The sequence below is a fragment of the Salinarimonas rosea DSM 21201 genome (assembly GCF_000429045.1).
GTDB classification, from domain to species: domain Bacteria; phylum Pseudomonadota; class Alphaproteobacteria; order Rhizobiales; family Beijerinckiaceae; genus Salinarimonas; species Salinarimonas rosea.
Map to the genome: position 1 here is coordinate 40242 of NZ_AUBC01000007.1, position 12845 is coordinate 53086.

The 12845-nt window shown below is 72.8% G+C and carries 16 protein-coding genes; 6 read left to right on the forward strand and 10 right to left on the reverse strand.

Annotated features, from left to right (window positions below; translation table 11 throughout):
• Positions 1-65 precede the first annotated feature (65 nt).
• The 4 genes from G407_RS26195 (at position 66) to G407_RS0106720 (ending at position 3462) form a co-directional block, all read left to right on the forward strand.
• Positions 66-1871 carry a stimulus-sensing domain-containing protein gene (locus G407_RS26195; RefSeq protein WP_043539185.1) on the forward strand — a complete coding sequence of 602 codons (1806 nt, stop codon included), beginning with the start codon at positions 66-68 and terminating at the stop codon, positions 1869-1871.
• A 277-nt stretch (positions 1872-2148) separates the two neighbouring features.
• A complete protein-coding gene (locus G407_RS0106710) occupies positions 2149-2610 on the forward strand; it encodes an HPr kinase/phosphorylase (RefSeq protein WP_029030191.1) in 462 nt (153 codons plus the stop codon).
• Positions 2611-2702: 92 nt separating this feature from the next.
• Positions 2703-3104: a PTS sugar transporter subunit IIA gene (locus G407_RS0106715; RefSeq protein WP_029030192.1), complete on the forward strand. Its 402-nt coding sequence runs from the start codon at positions 2703-2705 to the stop codon at positions 3102-3104.
• Between the two features lies 1 nt (position 3105).
• Positions 3106-3462, forward strand: a complete 357-nt coding sequence (locus tag G407_RS0106720) for an HPr family phosphocarrier protein (protein WP_084327364.1) — start codon at positions 3106-3108, stop codon at positions 3460-3462.
• Between the two features lie 3 nt (positions 3463-3465).
• Here G407_RS0106720 and G407_RS0106725 read toward each other — a convergent pair whose 3' ends face one another.
• From G407_RS0106725 to hisB, 5 genes are read right to left on the reverse strand one after another with little or no spacing between them, the layout of a single operon-like run.
• Positions 3466-4176 carry a sulfate transporter family protein gene (locus G407_RS0106725; protein ID WP_029030194.1) on the reverse strand — a complete coding sequence of 237 codons (711 nt, stop codon included), beginning with the start codon at positions 4174-4176 and terminating at the stop codon, positions 3466-3468.
• Positions 4173-4949, reverse strand: a complete 777-nt coding sequence (gene hisA / locus G407_RS0106730; protein WP_210163087.1) for a 1-(5-phosphoribosyl)-5-[(5-phosphoribosylamino)methylideneamino]imidazole-4-carboxamide isomerase — start codon at positions 4947-4949, stop codon at positions 4173-4175. Before hisA ends, G407_RS0106725 begins: the two co-directional genes overlap by 4 nt.
• Positions 4937-5587 (reverse strand): imidazole glycerol phosphate synthase subunit HisH, encoded by a 651-nt coding sequence (gene hisH / locus G407_RS0106735; protein WP_029030196.1) that lies wholly within the window; start codon positions 5585-5587, stop codon positions 4937-4939. Before hisH ends, hisA begins: the two co-directional genes overlap by 13 nt.
• A complete protein-coding gene (locus G407_RS26200) occupies positions 5584-6099 on the reverse strand; it encodes a DUF2628 domain-containing protein (RefSeq protein WP_052341047.1) in 516 nt (171 codons plus the stop codon). The genes hisH and G407_RS26200 overlap by 4 nt, the downstream gene beginning before the upstream one ends.
• A gap of 2 nt (positions 6100-6101) precedes the next feature.
• On the reverse strand, positions 6102-6689 hold the full coding sequence (gene hisB, locus G407_RS0106745; protein ID WP_029030197.1) for an imidazoleglycerol-phosphate dehydratase HisB: 588 nt from the start codon (positions 6687-6689) through the stop codon (positions 6102-6104).
• 336 nt (positions 6690-7025) lie between these two features.
• Here hisB and hslV point away from each other — a divergent pair, with 336 nt between their 5' ends.
• Positions 7026-7559: an ATP-dependent protease subunit HslV gene (hslV, locus tag G407_RS0106750; protein ID WP_043539188.1), complete on the forward strand. Its 534-nt coding sequence runs from the start codon at positions 7026-7028 to the stop codon at positions 7557-7559.
• A 29-nt stretch (positions 7560-7588) separates the two neighbouring features.
• Here the strand turns inward: hslV and G407_RS26205 are convergent, their stop codons facing one another.
• Positions 7589-8185 carry an ATPase gene (locus G407_RS26205; protein ID WP_052341048.1) on the reverse strand — a complete coding sequence of 199 codons (597 nt, stop codon included), beginning with the start codon at positions 8183-8185 and terminating at the stop codon, positions 7589-7591.
• Between the two features lie 44 nt (positions 8186-8229).
• Between G407_RS26205 and hslU the strand changes: the two genes are divergently transcribed.
• On the forward strand, positions 8230-9537 hold the full coding sequence (gene hslU / locus G407_RS0106760; RefSeq protein WP_029030199.1) for an ATP-dependent protease ATPase subunit HslU: 1308 nt from the start codon (positions 8230-8232) through the stop codon (positions 9535-9537).
• 21 nt (positions 9538-9558) lie between these two features.
• Here hslU and G407_RS0106765 read toward each other — a convergent pair whose 3' ends face one another.
• Genes G407_RS0106765 through G407_RS26210 form a run of 4 tightly spaced genes read right to left on the reverse strand, consistent with a single transcriptional unit; the run spans position 9559 to position 12805 of the window.
• On the reverse strand, positions 9559-9906 hold the full coding sequence (locus tag G407_RS0106765) for a DUF1467 family protein (RefSeq protein WP_052341049.1): 348 nt from the start codon (positions 9904-9906) through the stop codon (positions 9559-9561).
• Positions 9907-9909: 3 nt separating this feature from the next.
• The gene (mce, locus tag G407_RS0106770; protein ID WP_029030201.1) at positions 9910-10314 is read right to left on the reverse strand and encodes a methylmalonyl-CoA epimerase; all 405 of its coding nucleotides are present in this window, start codon (positions 10312-10314) and stop codon (positions 9910-9912) included.
• 37 nt (positions 10315-10351) lie between these two features.
• Entirely contained in the window at positions 10352-12022 is a 1671-nt protein-coding gene (locus G407_RS0106775; RefSeq protein ID WP_029030202.1) for a ribonuclease J, read from the reverse strand.
• Between the two features lie 9 nt (positions 12023-12031).
• Positions 12032-12805: a biotin--[acetyl-CoA-carboxylase] ligase gene (locus G407_RS26210; RefSeq protein ID WP_169728767.1), complete on the reverse strand. Its 774-nt coding sequence runs from the start codon at positions 12803-12805 to the stop codon at positions 12032-12034.
• Between the last annotated feature and the right edge of the window lie 40 nt (positions 12806-12845).

Consider the following 12845-nt stretch of genomic DNA (forward strand, 5'->3'; position numbering starts at 1 on the left):
ACGCGCGCACGCCGCCGCGGCGCTCGGCGGTCGCGGCGCTGGCGAAGGGCGGCACGGTCCGGCGCATGCGTCTCGGCCTGCTCGTGCGCCTGCGCGGCCTGTGGCGGGCGATGGCCGGGCGCGCCTCGTCGAGCCTCGTGCGCCGCATCGTGGTGCTCAACCTCGCGGGCCTGGTGGCGCTGTTCTTCGGCTTCCTCTACCTCAACCAGTTCCGCGAGGGGCTGATCGAGGCGCGCGTCCAGAGCCTGCTCACCCAGGGCGAGATCATCGCCGGCGCCATCGCCGCCTCCGCCGTCGTCGACAGCGACACGATCCTGATCGACCCCGACCGGCTCCTCCAGATGCAGGCCGGCGAGAGCTCGGTCCTGACCGACGAGCTGTTCTCCCCGCTCGAGTTCTCGATCAGCCCCGAGCAGGTCGCGCCGCTGCTGCGCAGGCTCGTGACGCCGACGCGCACGCGCGCGCGGGTCTACGACCGCGAGGCGTCGCTGCTGCTGGACACGCGCGCGCTCTACTCGCGCGGCGACATCCTGCGCCTCGACCTGCCGCCGATCGAGACGAGCCCGCCCGGCCCCCTGGAGCGCGCCTTCGGGGCTCTGCGCGACTTCTTCGCGCCGACCCGCGCGCCGTCGCTGGAGACGATCGGCCCGACCGACGGGCGCACCTTCCCCGAGGTGCGCCAGGCCCTGCGCGGCGAGCGCGCGAGCGTGGTGCGGCTCAACCCCGCCGGCGAGACCATCGTCTCGGTCGCGGTGCCGATCCAGCGCCAGCGCGCGGTGCGCGGCGTGCTGCTGCTCTCGACCCAGGGCGGGGACATCGACGCGATCATCGCCTCCGAGCGCTTCGCGCTGCTCCAGGTCTTCATGGTGGCGGCGGGCGTGATGATCGTGCTCTCGCTCATCCTCGCCAACGCCATCGCCGGCCCGGTCTCGCGCCTCGCGGAGGCCGCCGAGCGGGTGCGCCGGGGCATCAAGTCCCGCCAGGAGATCCCCGACTTCACCGGCCGCTCCGACGAGATCGGCCATCTGTCGGGGGCGCTGCGCGAGATGACGGAGGCGCTCTACGACCGCATCGAGGCGATCGAGAGCTTCGCCGCGGACGTGGCGCACGAGCTCAAGAACCCGCTCACCTCCCTGCGCAGCGCCGTCGAGACGCTGCCGCTGGCGCGCTCCGACGACAGCCGCCGGCGGCTGCTCGACATCATCCAGCACGACGTGCGCCGCCTCGACCGGCTGATCTCCGACATCTCCGACGCCTCGCGGCTCGATGCGGAGCTCGCCCGCTCGGAGGCCGGGCCCGTCGACATTGCCCGGCTGCTGACGGCGGTCGTCTCCATCGCCAACGACGTCCGCCGCCCGGAGGACGCGCCGATCGACCTCCAGATCCGCCGCCCGGCACGCAAGGGCGACGGCGGGCGCGAGGGCGCGCGGGACGGCGGGCGGGACGGCGGACGCGAGCCCGGGGACCGCGACGCACGCACCTTCGTCGTCATCGGCCACGACAGCCGCCTCGGCCAGGTCGTGCGCAACCTCCTCGACAACGCCCGCTCCTTCTCGCCGCCCGGCGCCACGGTCCGCGTGGTGCTGGAGCGCGACGGCGAGGTGATGCGCCTCGTCGTGGAGGACGAGGGGCCGGGCATCCCCGAGCACGCGCTGGAGCGCGTCTTCGAGCGCTTCTACACCGACCGTCCGGAGCAGGGCTTCGGCCAGAACTCGGGGCTCGGCCTCTCCATCTCGCGCCAGATCGTCCAGGCCCACCGCGGCTCGATCCGCGCCGAGAACCGGCTGGGCGCCGTCGGCCCCGACGGCGAGCCCCGCCGGCTGGGCGCCCGCTTCGTGGTGACGCTGCCCGCCGTACGGGAGCGCCACTGATGCCGCGGTCCGCGGGCTGCACATGCCGTTCGCGCCATCCGCGCCCCCGCGTCCTCCCCGGAGGGGAGGAGTCCGCGCCTCGGCGCGGGCGGTGGGGCCGTTCGATCGTGCCGACGAGCCGTACCGCCGCCCACCCCACCCTCCGGCTCTTCGAGCCTCCGTCCTCCCCTGCGGGGAGGAGGCGGTCCGCGGGCCGCATATGCCGTTCGCGCCATCCGCGCCCCCGCGTCCTCCCCTGCGGGGAGGCGGCGACGGCGCAGCCGGTGGGGGACGCCCCGTGAGCCCCCCCGCCACGGACACCGTCCACGCGACCTGCGTCCTCCTCGGCGAGGCGGGCGTGCTGATCCGCGGCGCGTCGGGGGCGGGGAAGTCGCGGCTGGCGCTCGACCTGCTCGAGGCCGCGCGCGGGCGCGGGCTGTTCGCGCGGCTCGTGGGCGACGACCGCATCCGGCTCGAGGCGCGGCACGGCCGGCTCCTGGCGCGGCCGCATCCGGCGATCGCCGGGCTCGTCGAGCGGCGCGGCGTCGGCCTTCTCCCCCGGCCGCACGCCCCCGCCGCCGTGGTGCGCCTCGTCGTCGACCTCGTGGCCGAGCCGCCTCCGCGCCTGCCCGATCCGGAGGCGCTCGAGGCCGAGATCCTCCGCGTCAGGTTGCCGCGCCTCGCCTCCGCGGCGGGCGACGGGATCGCCACGATTGCGCTCGACGCGCTGAGAGGCTTATCTGTCACGGCACCGACGTGAACTGCCGACGGATAGGCTCTATGCTCTTGCGTTCGGCTTCGCAGTGCACAAGATAGCGGCTCCGCTCAGCCGAGCGACGGATGCAGGTCCACATGATCGGAATGGTGCTCGTCACCCACGGCCAGCTGGCGACGGAGTTCCGCGCCGCGCTGGAGCACGTGGTCGGCCCGCAGGAGCAGATCGAGACGATCACGATCGGCCCGGAGGACGACATGGAAGCCCGTCGCGGGGACATTCTCGACGCCGTGCGGCGGGTCGAGACCGGCGCCGGCGTCGTCGTCCTCACCGACATGTTCGGCGGCACGCCCTCCAACCTCGCCCTCTCGTGCATGAACGGGCGCATGGTCGAGGTCGTCGCGGGCATCAACCTGCCCATGCTGATCAAGCTCGCGAGCGTGCGCGATCTCGAGCCCCTCGCCGAAGCCGTGCTGCACGCCCAGGAGGCCGGGCGCAAGTACATCAACGTGGCCTCCCACGTGCTCGCGGGGAAGTGACATGACTGCCGAGCCCTCGATCGCGCGGGACGACCTGGAACAGAGCCTGGACGAGCCCTGTCCCGAGCCGCCGCAGGTTCCCGAGGGCGCGCTCGCCCGCGAGCTCTCGATCGTCAACCGCAAGGGGCTGCACGCCCGCGCCTCGGCGAAGTTCGTCCAGACCGTCGAGCGCTACCAGGCGGAGGTGAGGGTCACCCGCTGCGGCGAGACGGTGGGCGGTCGCTCGATCATGGGGCTCCTCACCCTCGCCGCCGCACAGGGCACCTCCGTCCTCGTCACGGCCACGGGCCCGGAGGCGGAGGGAGTCCTCGACGCCCTCGCCATGCTGCTCGCGACCCGCTTCGGCGAGGACGAGTGAGCGTCAGCGCGTGAGCGCGCCCGCTCCGCGGCGCGCCTGCGTTCCCACGATGCGCTTGTGCAGATGCGTCATCAGCGCGACGCCGAACAGCGGCGTCGCGAGGTTGACGATCGGGATCAGCAGGAAGCCCGCGATCACCGCCCCGGCCAGGAACACGCGCCCCGCGTGGCGCTTCCGCAGCGCCACCGCCTCCGCCCGTGGATGGTGGCGGTTCGCGGCGAGCTCGAAATACTCGCGCGAGAGCAGGTAGGCGTTCGCCAGGAAGAAGGCCGCGATGTTGACCACGGGCACGAGGAGCAGCGCCAGCGCGGCGAGGTTGACGAGCAGGGTCAGCCCAAAGAAGCGCAGGCCGTAGCCGATCGCGGGCAGGACCGGCAGCTCCTCGCCCGGCGGATCGGCGGGGAAGTCCGTGCGCTCGACGACGGCCGCGGCCTCGTCGGCGAAGATCGAGGCGACGAGCGCCGAGACGGCCGGGATCAGGTAGAGCGCGCCGACGAGGAACCCCGCGCCGGCGAGGATCACGCCGAGCGTATCGATCCAGGGGTAGGCGTCGGTGACCGTCTCCTGCGCGAGCAGCCAGTCGACGCCGCGCGTCGCCGCAGCCCAGGCGATGGCCAGAAGCAGGACCGTGAGCCCGATCGAGCGCAGGAGGATGCCGCGCAGCCCGGGCGAGACGACCCGGCGCAGCGCGGCGTAGGCGGAGGCCAGGATCACGGGGCGCCGGCCCTGGCCGCGTCCGCCTTGGCCGCGTCCGCCGCCGCGATCATCGCCAGCGCCTCGGCGGGGTCGATCCGCCCGTCGTAGAGCGCACGGCCGGTGATGGCGCCGCCGAGCGCCGCGCAGTCCGGCTCGAGCAGCCGCGCCACGTCGTCGATCGAGGCGAGGCCGCCCGACGCGATCACGGGGATCGTCACGGCGTTCGCGAGCGCGAGCGTCATCTCGATGTTGAGGCCCTTGAGGATGCCGTCGCGGGCGATGTCGGTGTAGACGATCGCCGCCACGCCCGCGTCCTCGAAGCGCCGGCCGAGCTCCTCGGCGGTGAGCGTCGAGCTCTGCGCCCAGCCCTCGACGGCGACGTAGCCGTCCTTGGCGTCGATCCCGACCGCGATCCTGCCGGGATGCAGCCGCGCCGCCTCGCGCACGAAGGCCGGGTCGCGCACGGCGGCCGTCCCGATGACGATGCGCGCGACCCCCTTGGCGAGCCAGCCTTCGACCGTGCGCATGTCGCGCACGCCGCCGCCGAGCTGCACCGGGATCTCGACGCCCGCGAGGATGCCGTCGACGGCGGCCGCGTTCATCGGCTTGCCGGCGAAGGCGCCGTCGAGGTCGACCACGTGCAGCCAGGGGAAGCCCTGCGCGGCGAAGGCGCGCGCCTGCGCGGCGGGGTCGTCGTTGAAGACGGTGGCCTGCTCCATGTCGCCCTGGATCAGGCGCACGCAGCGGCCTTCCTTGAGGTCGATGGCGGGGTAGAGGATCACGGGCGCCACCTCAGGAAGTTGGCGATGAGGGCGAGCCCGAGCCGCTGGCTCTTCTCGGGGTGGAACTGGGTCCCGACGATGTTGTCGCGCCCGACGACGGCGGTCAGAGGGCCGCCGTAGTCGGTCGTGGCGACGACGTCGCCGGGGTCCTGCGGATCGAGCGCGTAGGAATGCACGAAGTAGGCGTGCAGCCCGCCCTCGCCGGTGGGGATGCCGTCGAGCAGCGGATGCGCGCGGCGCGCCTCGAGCACGTTCCAGCCCATGTGCGGGATCTTGAGCGCCGGGTCCGCCGGGTGGATGGCGCGCACGTCGCCGGGGATCCAGCCGAGCCCGGGCGTCGTCTCGTGCTCGAGCCCGCGCGAGGCCAGGAGCTGCATGCCCACGCAGATGCCGAGGAAGGGCCGCCGGCGGCCCATCACGGCCTCGGTCAGCGCCTCGACCATGCCGGGAACGGCGTCGAGCCCGCGCCGGCAATCGGCGAAGGCGCCCACCCCCGGCAGCACGATGCGCTCGGCATCGAGCACGTCGGCGGGGTCGCTCGTGACGTTGACCGCCATGGCGAGCCCCGCCTCGCGGGCGGCGCGCTCGAAGGCCTTGTGGGCGGAGTGCAGGTTGCCCGAGCCGTAATCGACGATGGCGACGGTCATGGTGCGCCCTCCGGCCTCAGCCCGAAGGGCACGATCTCGGCGCTGGGCCGCGCCGGAACGGGCGCGGAGGGAGGCGGAGGAGGGACGACGGCGGGCGGAGGCGGCGGCGTGCGCCCGCTCTCGGAGCTCCTCGCCACGAGCCGAGCGCAGGCGAGCGCATCCGCCTCGTCGTAGCTCGGCGCGGCGACGACGTCGACCATCGGCATGCCGCGGCGCGCGTAGGTCCAGCGCCGCAGGCTCGACGCCTCGAGCCCGATCAGCAGCGCGACGAGGAGGCTCGCCAGCACCGCCACGCCGTCCCCGACCGGCAGCGCCTCGAGCGCCACCGACACGGCCACGACGACGACGAAGGTCGCGAGCGCGGCGAGCCAGAGCCGGTGCCAGAGCATCCACAGGACGGAGAAGAAGAACGCCGCCCAATTGAACCCGTCGCGCACCAGGATCGCGCGCTCGACGACGGCGGCATCGCCCGGCGCCGCGCCACGCGGCAGGTGAACCGTGTAGGTGCGCATCCTCACAGCGCTCCCTTGGTCGAGGGGATACGGTCCGCCTCGCGCGGGTCGACCGCGACCGCCGCGCGCAGCGCCCGGGCGAGGCCCTTGAAGCAGCTCTCGGCGATGTGGTGGCTGTTCTCGCCGTAGAGCGTCTCGACATGCAGCGTCACGCCGGCGTTCGTCGCGAAGGCCTGGAACCACTCGCGCACGAGCTCGGTGTCGAACGTCCCGATCTTCTGCGTCGGGAAGGCGGTGCGGAAGACCAGGAACGGCCGCCCGGAGATGTCGATCGACACCCGGCTCAGCGTCTCGTCCATGGGCAGATGCACGGTGGCATAGCGCACAATGCCGCGCTTCTCGCCCAGCGCCTCGCGGAAGGCCCGGCCGAGCGCGATGCCGACGTCCTCCACCGTGTGGTGATCGTCCACATGCGTGTCGCCTTTCGCGCTCACCTCGAGATCGAACAGCGCGTGACGCGCCAGGAGATCGAGCATGTGGTCGAGGAAGCCGACCCCCGTCGCGATCGTCGCCGCGCCCGTCCCGTCGAGGGCGAGGGAGAGCGAGACGTCGGTCTCGGAGGTCCGGCGGTCGACGCGCGCGGCGCGCATGGCGGTTCGTCCCGTGTGATGGTCGGGCGCGCGTTCTAGCAAGCGCCGGGCCGGATGACCAGACGCCGATGCGAGCCGCCGACCGCCACCTCCCCGCAGGGGAGGACGCAGGCCGAAGGCCGGAGGGTGGGGAGGGCGGCGGGCCGGCTCGACCATCCAGCGAACGGCCCCACCGCCCGTGCTTCGCACGGACTCCTCCCCTCCGGGGAGGAACCGGGGCGGCGCATGTCCCGGCCCGGTTGGAAATCCCCCTCCCGCTGCTTAAGTCACCCTGGACACCGATCGCACGAACCGGAGCCCCGCCCCGTGTCCCACGACGACAACGCCGCCCCGCGCATGCACGCCACGACGATCCTCATGGTCCGCAAGGACGGCAAGCTCGTCGTCGGCGGGGACGGTCAGGTGAGCCTCGGGCAGACGATCGTGAAGGGCAACGCCCGCAAGGTGCGCACGCTGGCCAAGGGTGCGGTCGTCGGCGGCTTCGCCGGCGCCACCGCCGACGCGTTCACGCTGTTCGAGCGGCTCGAGGCCAAGCTCGAGCAATATCCCGGGCAGCTCGTGCGCGCCTGCGTCGAGCTGACCAAGGACTGGCGCACGGATCGCTACCTGCGCCGCCTCGAGGCGATGATGCTCGTCGCCGACAAGGACGTCGGCCTGCTGCTCTCGGGCGCGGGCGACGTGCTCGAGCCGGAGGCGGGGGTGATGGCGATCGGGTCCGGCGGCAACTACGCGCTCGCCGCCGCCCGCGCGCTGATGGACACCGATCTCGACGCGGAGACCGTCGTGCGCCGCTCGCTGCAGATCGCGGCCGACATCTGCGTCTACACCAACGGCAACCTCGTCATCGAGAGCCTGGAGAGCGCCGTCTGATGCGGCCTGTTCGCGCGATCGCGCAAGCCTCACGCCCCGGCGCAGGCGGGCATCGCGTCGAGCGTCACTGCGAGCGGCGGCGGCAGTCCGGACGCGTCGCCGCGCATGGCTATGCAGCCGCCGCGCCCCTCGGCGACGATCGCGGGCTTGCCGTTGGCGTCGAACACCCGCCAGAGGTCGGCCTTCTCCGCATAGGAGGGAAGGTTGGCGAGGGAGCGCGTCCAGCGCCGGCGCGCCTCGACCTCCGGCACGTCGTGGCCGCCCTCGGCGACCCGGCGGGCGATGCGGTAGAGGCAGGTCTCAACCGTCGCGACGGCGAAGTACAGGATGACGACCTCCATGCCGGCCGCGCGCGCGGCATCGACCGTGCGCAGATGCGTCCGCCCCGCCAGCGTCGTCTCCAGCGAGAACGAGCGTCGGGCGGTCATCAGGTCGCCGATCAACCCTACGGCCATGCGCGACGCCCGGATTCGGCCCTTCTCCACGTTGAGGGGAGAGATGCCGCGCGCCAGCTCGTCGAGGTTGACGAACTCGTCCGAGCCCGAGACCGCACGGATGTGCCGGAAGGCATAGGTCGTCTTGCCCACCCCGTTCGCCCCGGCGATCAGCCACATCGTGGGCTTCATCGCGTTCCCCTCCCTACCGCGCACCGATCAGCACAGGATCCGGCATGACCACCTTCTCCCCCCGCGAGATCGTCTCCGAGCTCGATCGTTACATCGTCGGGCAGACGGACGCCAAGCGCGCGGTCGCCATCGCGCTGCGCAACCGCTGGCGCCGCCAGCAGCTCACCGGCCCGATCCGGGACGAGGTGATGCCCAAGAACATCCTGATGATCGGGCCCACCGGCTGCGGCAAGACCGAGATCGCGCGGCGCCTCGCCAAGCTGGCGCGTGCGCCCTTCCTCAAGGTCGAGGCGACGAAGTTCACCGAGGTCGGCTATGTCGGGCGCGACGTCGAGCAAATCGTGCGCGACCTCGTCGAGATCGGCATCGGCCTCGTCAAGGAGGAGCGCCGGCGCTCGGTGAAGGCGAAGGCGGAGATGGCCGCCGAGGAGCGCGTGCTCGACGCGCTCGTGGGCCCCGGCTCGGGGCCCGCGACGCGGGAGAGCTTCCGCAAGAAGCTGCGCGACGGCCTGCTCGACGACAAGGAGATCGAGCTCGAGATGCAGGCGGGATCCTCCGGGATGCCGATGCTGGAGCTGCCCGGGATGCCGGGCGCCTCGGTCGGCGCGATCTCGCTGGGCGACATGTTCGGCAAGGCCTTCGGCGGGCGCACCAAGCCGCGCCGGATGACCGTCAAGGACGCCTACGAGCCGCTGATCGCCGAGGAGAGCGACAAGCTCCTCGACCAGGAGGCGCTCGTCGCCGACGCGATCCGCGAGGTGGAGAACGCCGGCATCGTCTTCCTCGACGAGATCGACAAGGTCTGCGCGCGCGAGGGCCGCGCGGGCGCCGACGTCTCCCGCGAGGGCGTGCAGCGCGATCTGCTGCCGCTGATCGAGGGCACCACCGTCACCACCAAGCACGGGCCGGTGAAGACCGACCACATCCTGTTCATCGCCTCGGGCGCCTTCCACGTCTCCAAGCCCTCGGACCTCCTGCCGGAGCTGCAGGGGCGCCTGCCGATCCGCGTCGAGCTCTCCTCCCTCGACGTCGACGACTTCCGGCGCATCCTCACCGAGACGGAGGCGAGCCTGATCAAGCAGTCGGTGGCGCTGATGGCGACCGAGGGCGTCACCCTCGCCTTCACCGAGGACGGCATCGACGCGCTCGCGCGGATCGCGGTGGAGGTGAACTCGAACGTCGAGAACATCGGCGCACGCCGCCTCCAGACGGTGATCGAGCGCACCCTCGACGAGATCTCCTTCGCCGCCTCCGAGAAGGGCGGCGAGACCGTGACGATCGACGGGGACTACGTGCGCGCGCGGGTCGCGGACCTCGCCAAGAACGCGGACCTGAGCCGCTTCATCCTGTGAGGCGGCGCGGGGCCCGCCGCCTCAGACGAGCCCCGCGAAGGGCAGCAGCGCCAGCGCGATCAGGAACACCACGCCGGCGACGACGGTGGTCCAGATCGCCTTCTCGACGAGCCCCGGCGCCACCGGCGCGCCGGGCTCCGTGCCGGGGATCATCTCGGTCGTCTCGTGCTGGCTGCGCACGCCGAAGGGCAGCACGGCGAACAGCATGATCCACCACACCACGAAGTAGAAGGCCAGCGCCCCGGCGATGCCGGTCCCGAACAGGACCATGCCGAGCACCACCGAGAGGGCGATCAGCGCCACGATCACGGCGATCGCCGCCGGCAGCGAGGTGGCGAGGAGCTTCACTGTCTCGGCGGGGGACCGCATGGCTCAGGCCTGCTCCAGCTCGACGAGCGTGCCGCAGAAGTCCTTCGGGTGCAGGAACAGCACCGGCTTGCCGTGGGCGCCGATCTTCGGCTCGCCACCGCCCAGAACCCGCGCGCCGGCCGCGACGAGCTTGTCGCGGGCGGCGATGATGTCCTCCACCTCGTAGCAGACGTGGTGGATGCCGCCGTCGGCGTTGCGCTCCAGGAACTTGGCGATCGGGCTGTCCGCGCCCAGCGGCTCGAGCAGCTCGATCTTGGTGTTCGGCAGCGTGATGAACACGGTCGTCACCCCGTGCTCGTGCTGGGCGACCGGCGCGGAGACCTCCGCGCCGAGCGTGTCGCGGTAGACCGCGCTCGCCCTGGCGATGTCGCCCACGGCGATCGCCACATGGTTCAGCCGACCGATCATTCGCCTCGCTCCCCTTCCGCGTCTCGTGCCCGGTTCCTCATACCTCGACGACGAGGACGTGGCACGCGGGCTTTTTGCCCCACTGCCCGTTCACCGCGGAGCGCACGGCGCGGGCGACCGCGGTCTCGACGAAGTCGCTGTCGCGGCGCTTGCCCCGCGGCATGCCGTCGAGCGTGCGCCCGATCGCATCGGCGACGATGTCGATGATCTCCTCGCCGGCCTTGGTGAGGAGCGGCAGGCCCATCACGTCGACCGCCGGATCGCCCTGGATCTCGCCACGGGCGTCGATGGCGATCGCCACGGTGACGATGCCCGACACCGCGAGCTTGCGCCGCTCCGGCAGGGCACGGTCGTCCTCGCCGATGACGATGTCGCCGTCCTTGTAGAGGCGCCCGGCCTTGATGTGGTCGACCACCTCCGGCTTGCCCGGCGCGAGGCGCACCATGGCGCCGTCCCTGGCGACGACGGCGTGGGGCACGCCGCAGGAGCGGGCGAAGCGCGCGTGCTCGGCGATGTGCACCGCCTCGCCGTGCGCGGGAATCACGCAGGCGGGCTTGAGCCACTCGTACATCATCCGCATCTCGCCCCGGCGCGGGTGGCCGGAGACGTGGACGAGCCCGTCCGCGTCGGTGACGATGCCGATGCCCGCCTGCGCGAGCTGGTTCATGATCGAGCCGATGGCCTTCTCGTTGCCGGGGATCTGGCGCGAGGAGAACACGACCCGGTCGCCGGCGGCGAGCGCGATCGCCGGGTGGTCGTCCCGGGCGATGCGTGCGAGCGCCGCGCGCGGCTCGCCCTGCGAGCCCGTCAGCAGCACGACCACCTTGTCGCGCGGGAGCCGGTCGTAGGCGTCGGCCGAGCGGAAGGGCTTGACGCCGTCCAGGTAGCCGAGCTCGCGCGCCACGTTGGCGACGCGCTCCATCGCCCGCCCCACCAGCACCACCTCGCGGCCGCACTCCTCGGCGGCGATCGCCACCGCGCGCAGGCGCGCGACGTTCGACGCGAAGGTGGTGACCGCGACGCGGTAGGGCGAGGCCTTGATCACCTCGGCCAGCCCCTCGGCCACCTGCCGCTCGCTCGGGCTCACCCCCTCGCGCATGACGTTGGTGGAATCCGAGATCGCCGCGATCACGCCCTCGTCGCCGAGCCGGCGGAAGTCCGCCTCGTCGGTGATGTCGCCGGCGGTCGGCGTCGCATCGATCTTCCAGTCGCCGGTATGCACGACGAGGCCCGCCGGCGAGCGGATGGCGAGCGCGTGCGACTCGGGGATCGAGTGCGCGACGGGGATATACTCGATCGAGAACGGCCCGGACTCGGTGCGCCGGCGCGGCTCCACCACGCGGATGTCGATCTTCGGCGCGCCCGGCTCGCCGAGACGGCGCGCCTCGAGCAGGTTCGCGGCGAAGCGCGTCATGTAGACCGGCACCTTCAGGCGCGGCCACAGGTCGATGAGGGCGCCGATGTGGTCCTCGTGCGCGTGGGTGATGAAGATCGCGGCGAGCTGCTTCCTGCGCTGCTCGATCCAGGCGATGTCGGGCAGGACGAGATCGATGCCCGGCGCTTCCTCGCCGGCGAAGCTCAGCCCGCAATCCACCATGACGAATCGCTGCTCGCCCCGCGGCCCGTAGCCGTAGAGCGCGGCGTTCATGCCGATCTCGCCCAGCCCGCCCAGCGGCAGGAAGACGAGCTCGTTGTTCTGGTCAGCCATGTGTCCGTGTCACCTTCGTCCTTCGTGTGGGTGCGAATCCCGTCGTTCGCGCATGTCACGGGAGATGATCGTCATGTCGCCGGCCTCGATCGTCTCGATGCCGGCCTCGGTCTCCAGGAGGAGGCGGCCCTGGCCGTCGAGGCCGGCCACCCTCCCCTGCTTGAATCCATCGGCGACGCGCACGCGGGCGCCGCCCTCGCGGCCTGCGGCCTGCGTCAGCCACGCCTCGCGTAGACGCGCGAGCCGCACCTGCGGGTCCGCGCCCGCGAACGCCGTGAGCCGCTCGGCCAACGCGTCCGACAGCGCCAGGAACAGGCGCTCGCGCCCGATCCCCGGCGCGACGTCCGCGAGGCGCGCCACCGCGTAGGGCGCGTCCGCCGGCGCGGCGACCACGTTGACGCCGAAACCCATCACGAGGCCCGTCCGCCCGTCGGCGCGCGCCACCCCGTCGAGCAGGATCCCGGCGAGCTTGCCGCCGTCGAGCAGCAGGTCGTTCGGCCACTTCAGGGCGAAGCGGCCAGCGGCCCCCTCGGGCGCGACGGCGCGCACCGCGTCGAGGAGCGCGAGCCCGGCGAGGTAGCCGAGCTGTGGCGCCTCGCGCATCGGGCACGGCGCGACGAGCGCGACCGACGCGTAGAGGTTCCCCTCCGGCGACGCCCAGGTCCGCCCGAGCCGCCCACGCCCCGCCTCCTGGCGCGTGGCGACGATCCACAGCGGCCCCGACGCGCCGGCGCGCAGGGCCGCCGCGGCGTCGTCGTTCGTCGACCCCGTGACGGCGCGCACGTCGAGGGCGTATCCGAGCGCGCGAGCGTGCGGCGAGAGC

What these genes read in the sequence shown, in the direction of transcription:
- G407_RS0106775 (WP_029030202.1), bottom strand. Translation starts at nt 12,022, where the DNA reads ATGGCTGACCAGAACAACGAGCTCGTCTTCCTGCCGCTGGGCGGGCTG.
- G407_RS26200 (WP_052341047.1), bottom strand. Translation starts at nt 6,099, where the DNA reads ATGCGCACCTACACGGTTCACCTGCCGCGTGGCGCGGCGCCGGGCGAT.
- hisH (WP_029030196.1), bottom strand. Translation starts at nt 5,587, where the DNA reads ATGACCGTCGCCATCGTCGATTACGGCTCGGGCAACCTGCACTCCGCC.
- G407_RS26205 (WP_052341048.1), bottom strand. Translation starts at nt 8,185, where the DNA reads ATGAAGCCCACGATGTGGCTGATCGCCGGGGCGAACGGGGTGGGCAAG.
- hslU (WP_029030199.1), top strand. Translation starts at nt 8,230, where the DNA reads ATGACCACCTTCTCCCCCCGCGAGATCGTCTCCGAGCTCGATCGTTAC.
- G407_RS0106765 (WP_052341049.1), bottom strand. Translation starts at nt 9,906, where the DNA reads ATGCGGTCCCCCGCCGAGACAGTGAAGCTCCTCGCCACCTCGCTGCCG.
- hisB (WP_029030197.1), bottom strand. Translation starts at nt 6,689, where the DNA reads ATGCGCGCCGCGCGCGTCGACCGCCGGACCTCCGAGACCGACGTCTCG.
- mce (WP_029030201.1), bottom strand. Translation starts at nt 10,314, where the DNA reads ATGATCGGTCGGCTGAACCATGTGGCGATCGCCGTGGGCGACATCGCC.
- G407_RS0106720 (WP_084327364.1), top strand. Translation starts at nt 3,106, where the DNA reads ATGACTGCCGAGCCCTCGATCGCGCGGGACGACCTGGAACAGAGCCTG.
- hslV (WP_043539188.1), top strand. Translation starts at nt 7,026, where the DNA reads ATGCACGCCACGACGATCCTCATGGTCCGCAAGGACGGCAAGCTCGTC.
- G407_RS0106715 (WP_029030192.1), top strand. Translation starts at nt 2,703, where the DNA reads ATGATCGGAATGGTGCTCGTCACCCACGGCCAGCTGGCGACGGAGTTC.
- G407_RS26195 (WP_043539185.1), top strand. Translation starts at nt 66, where the DNA reads ATGCGTCTCGGCCTGCTCGTGCGCCTGCGCGGCCTGTGGCGGGCGATG.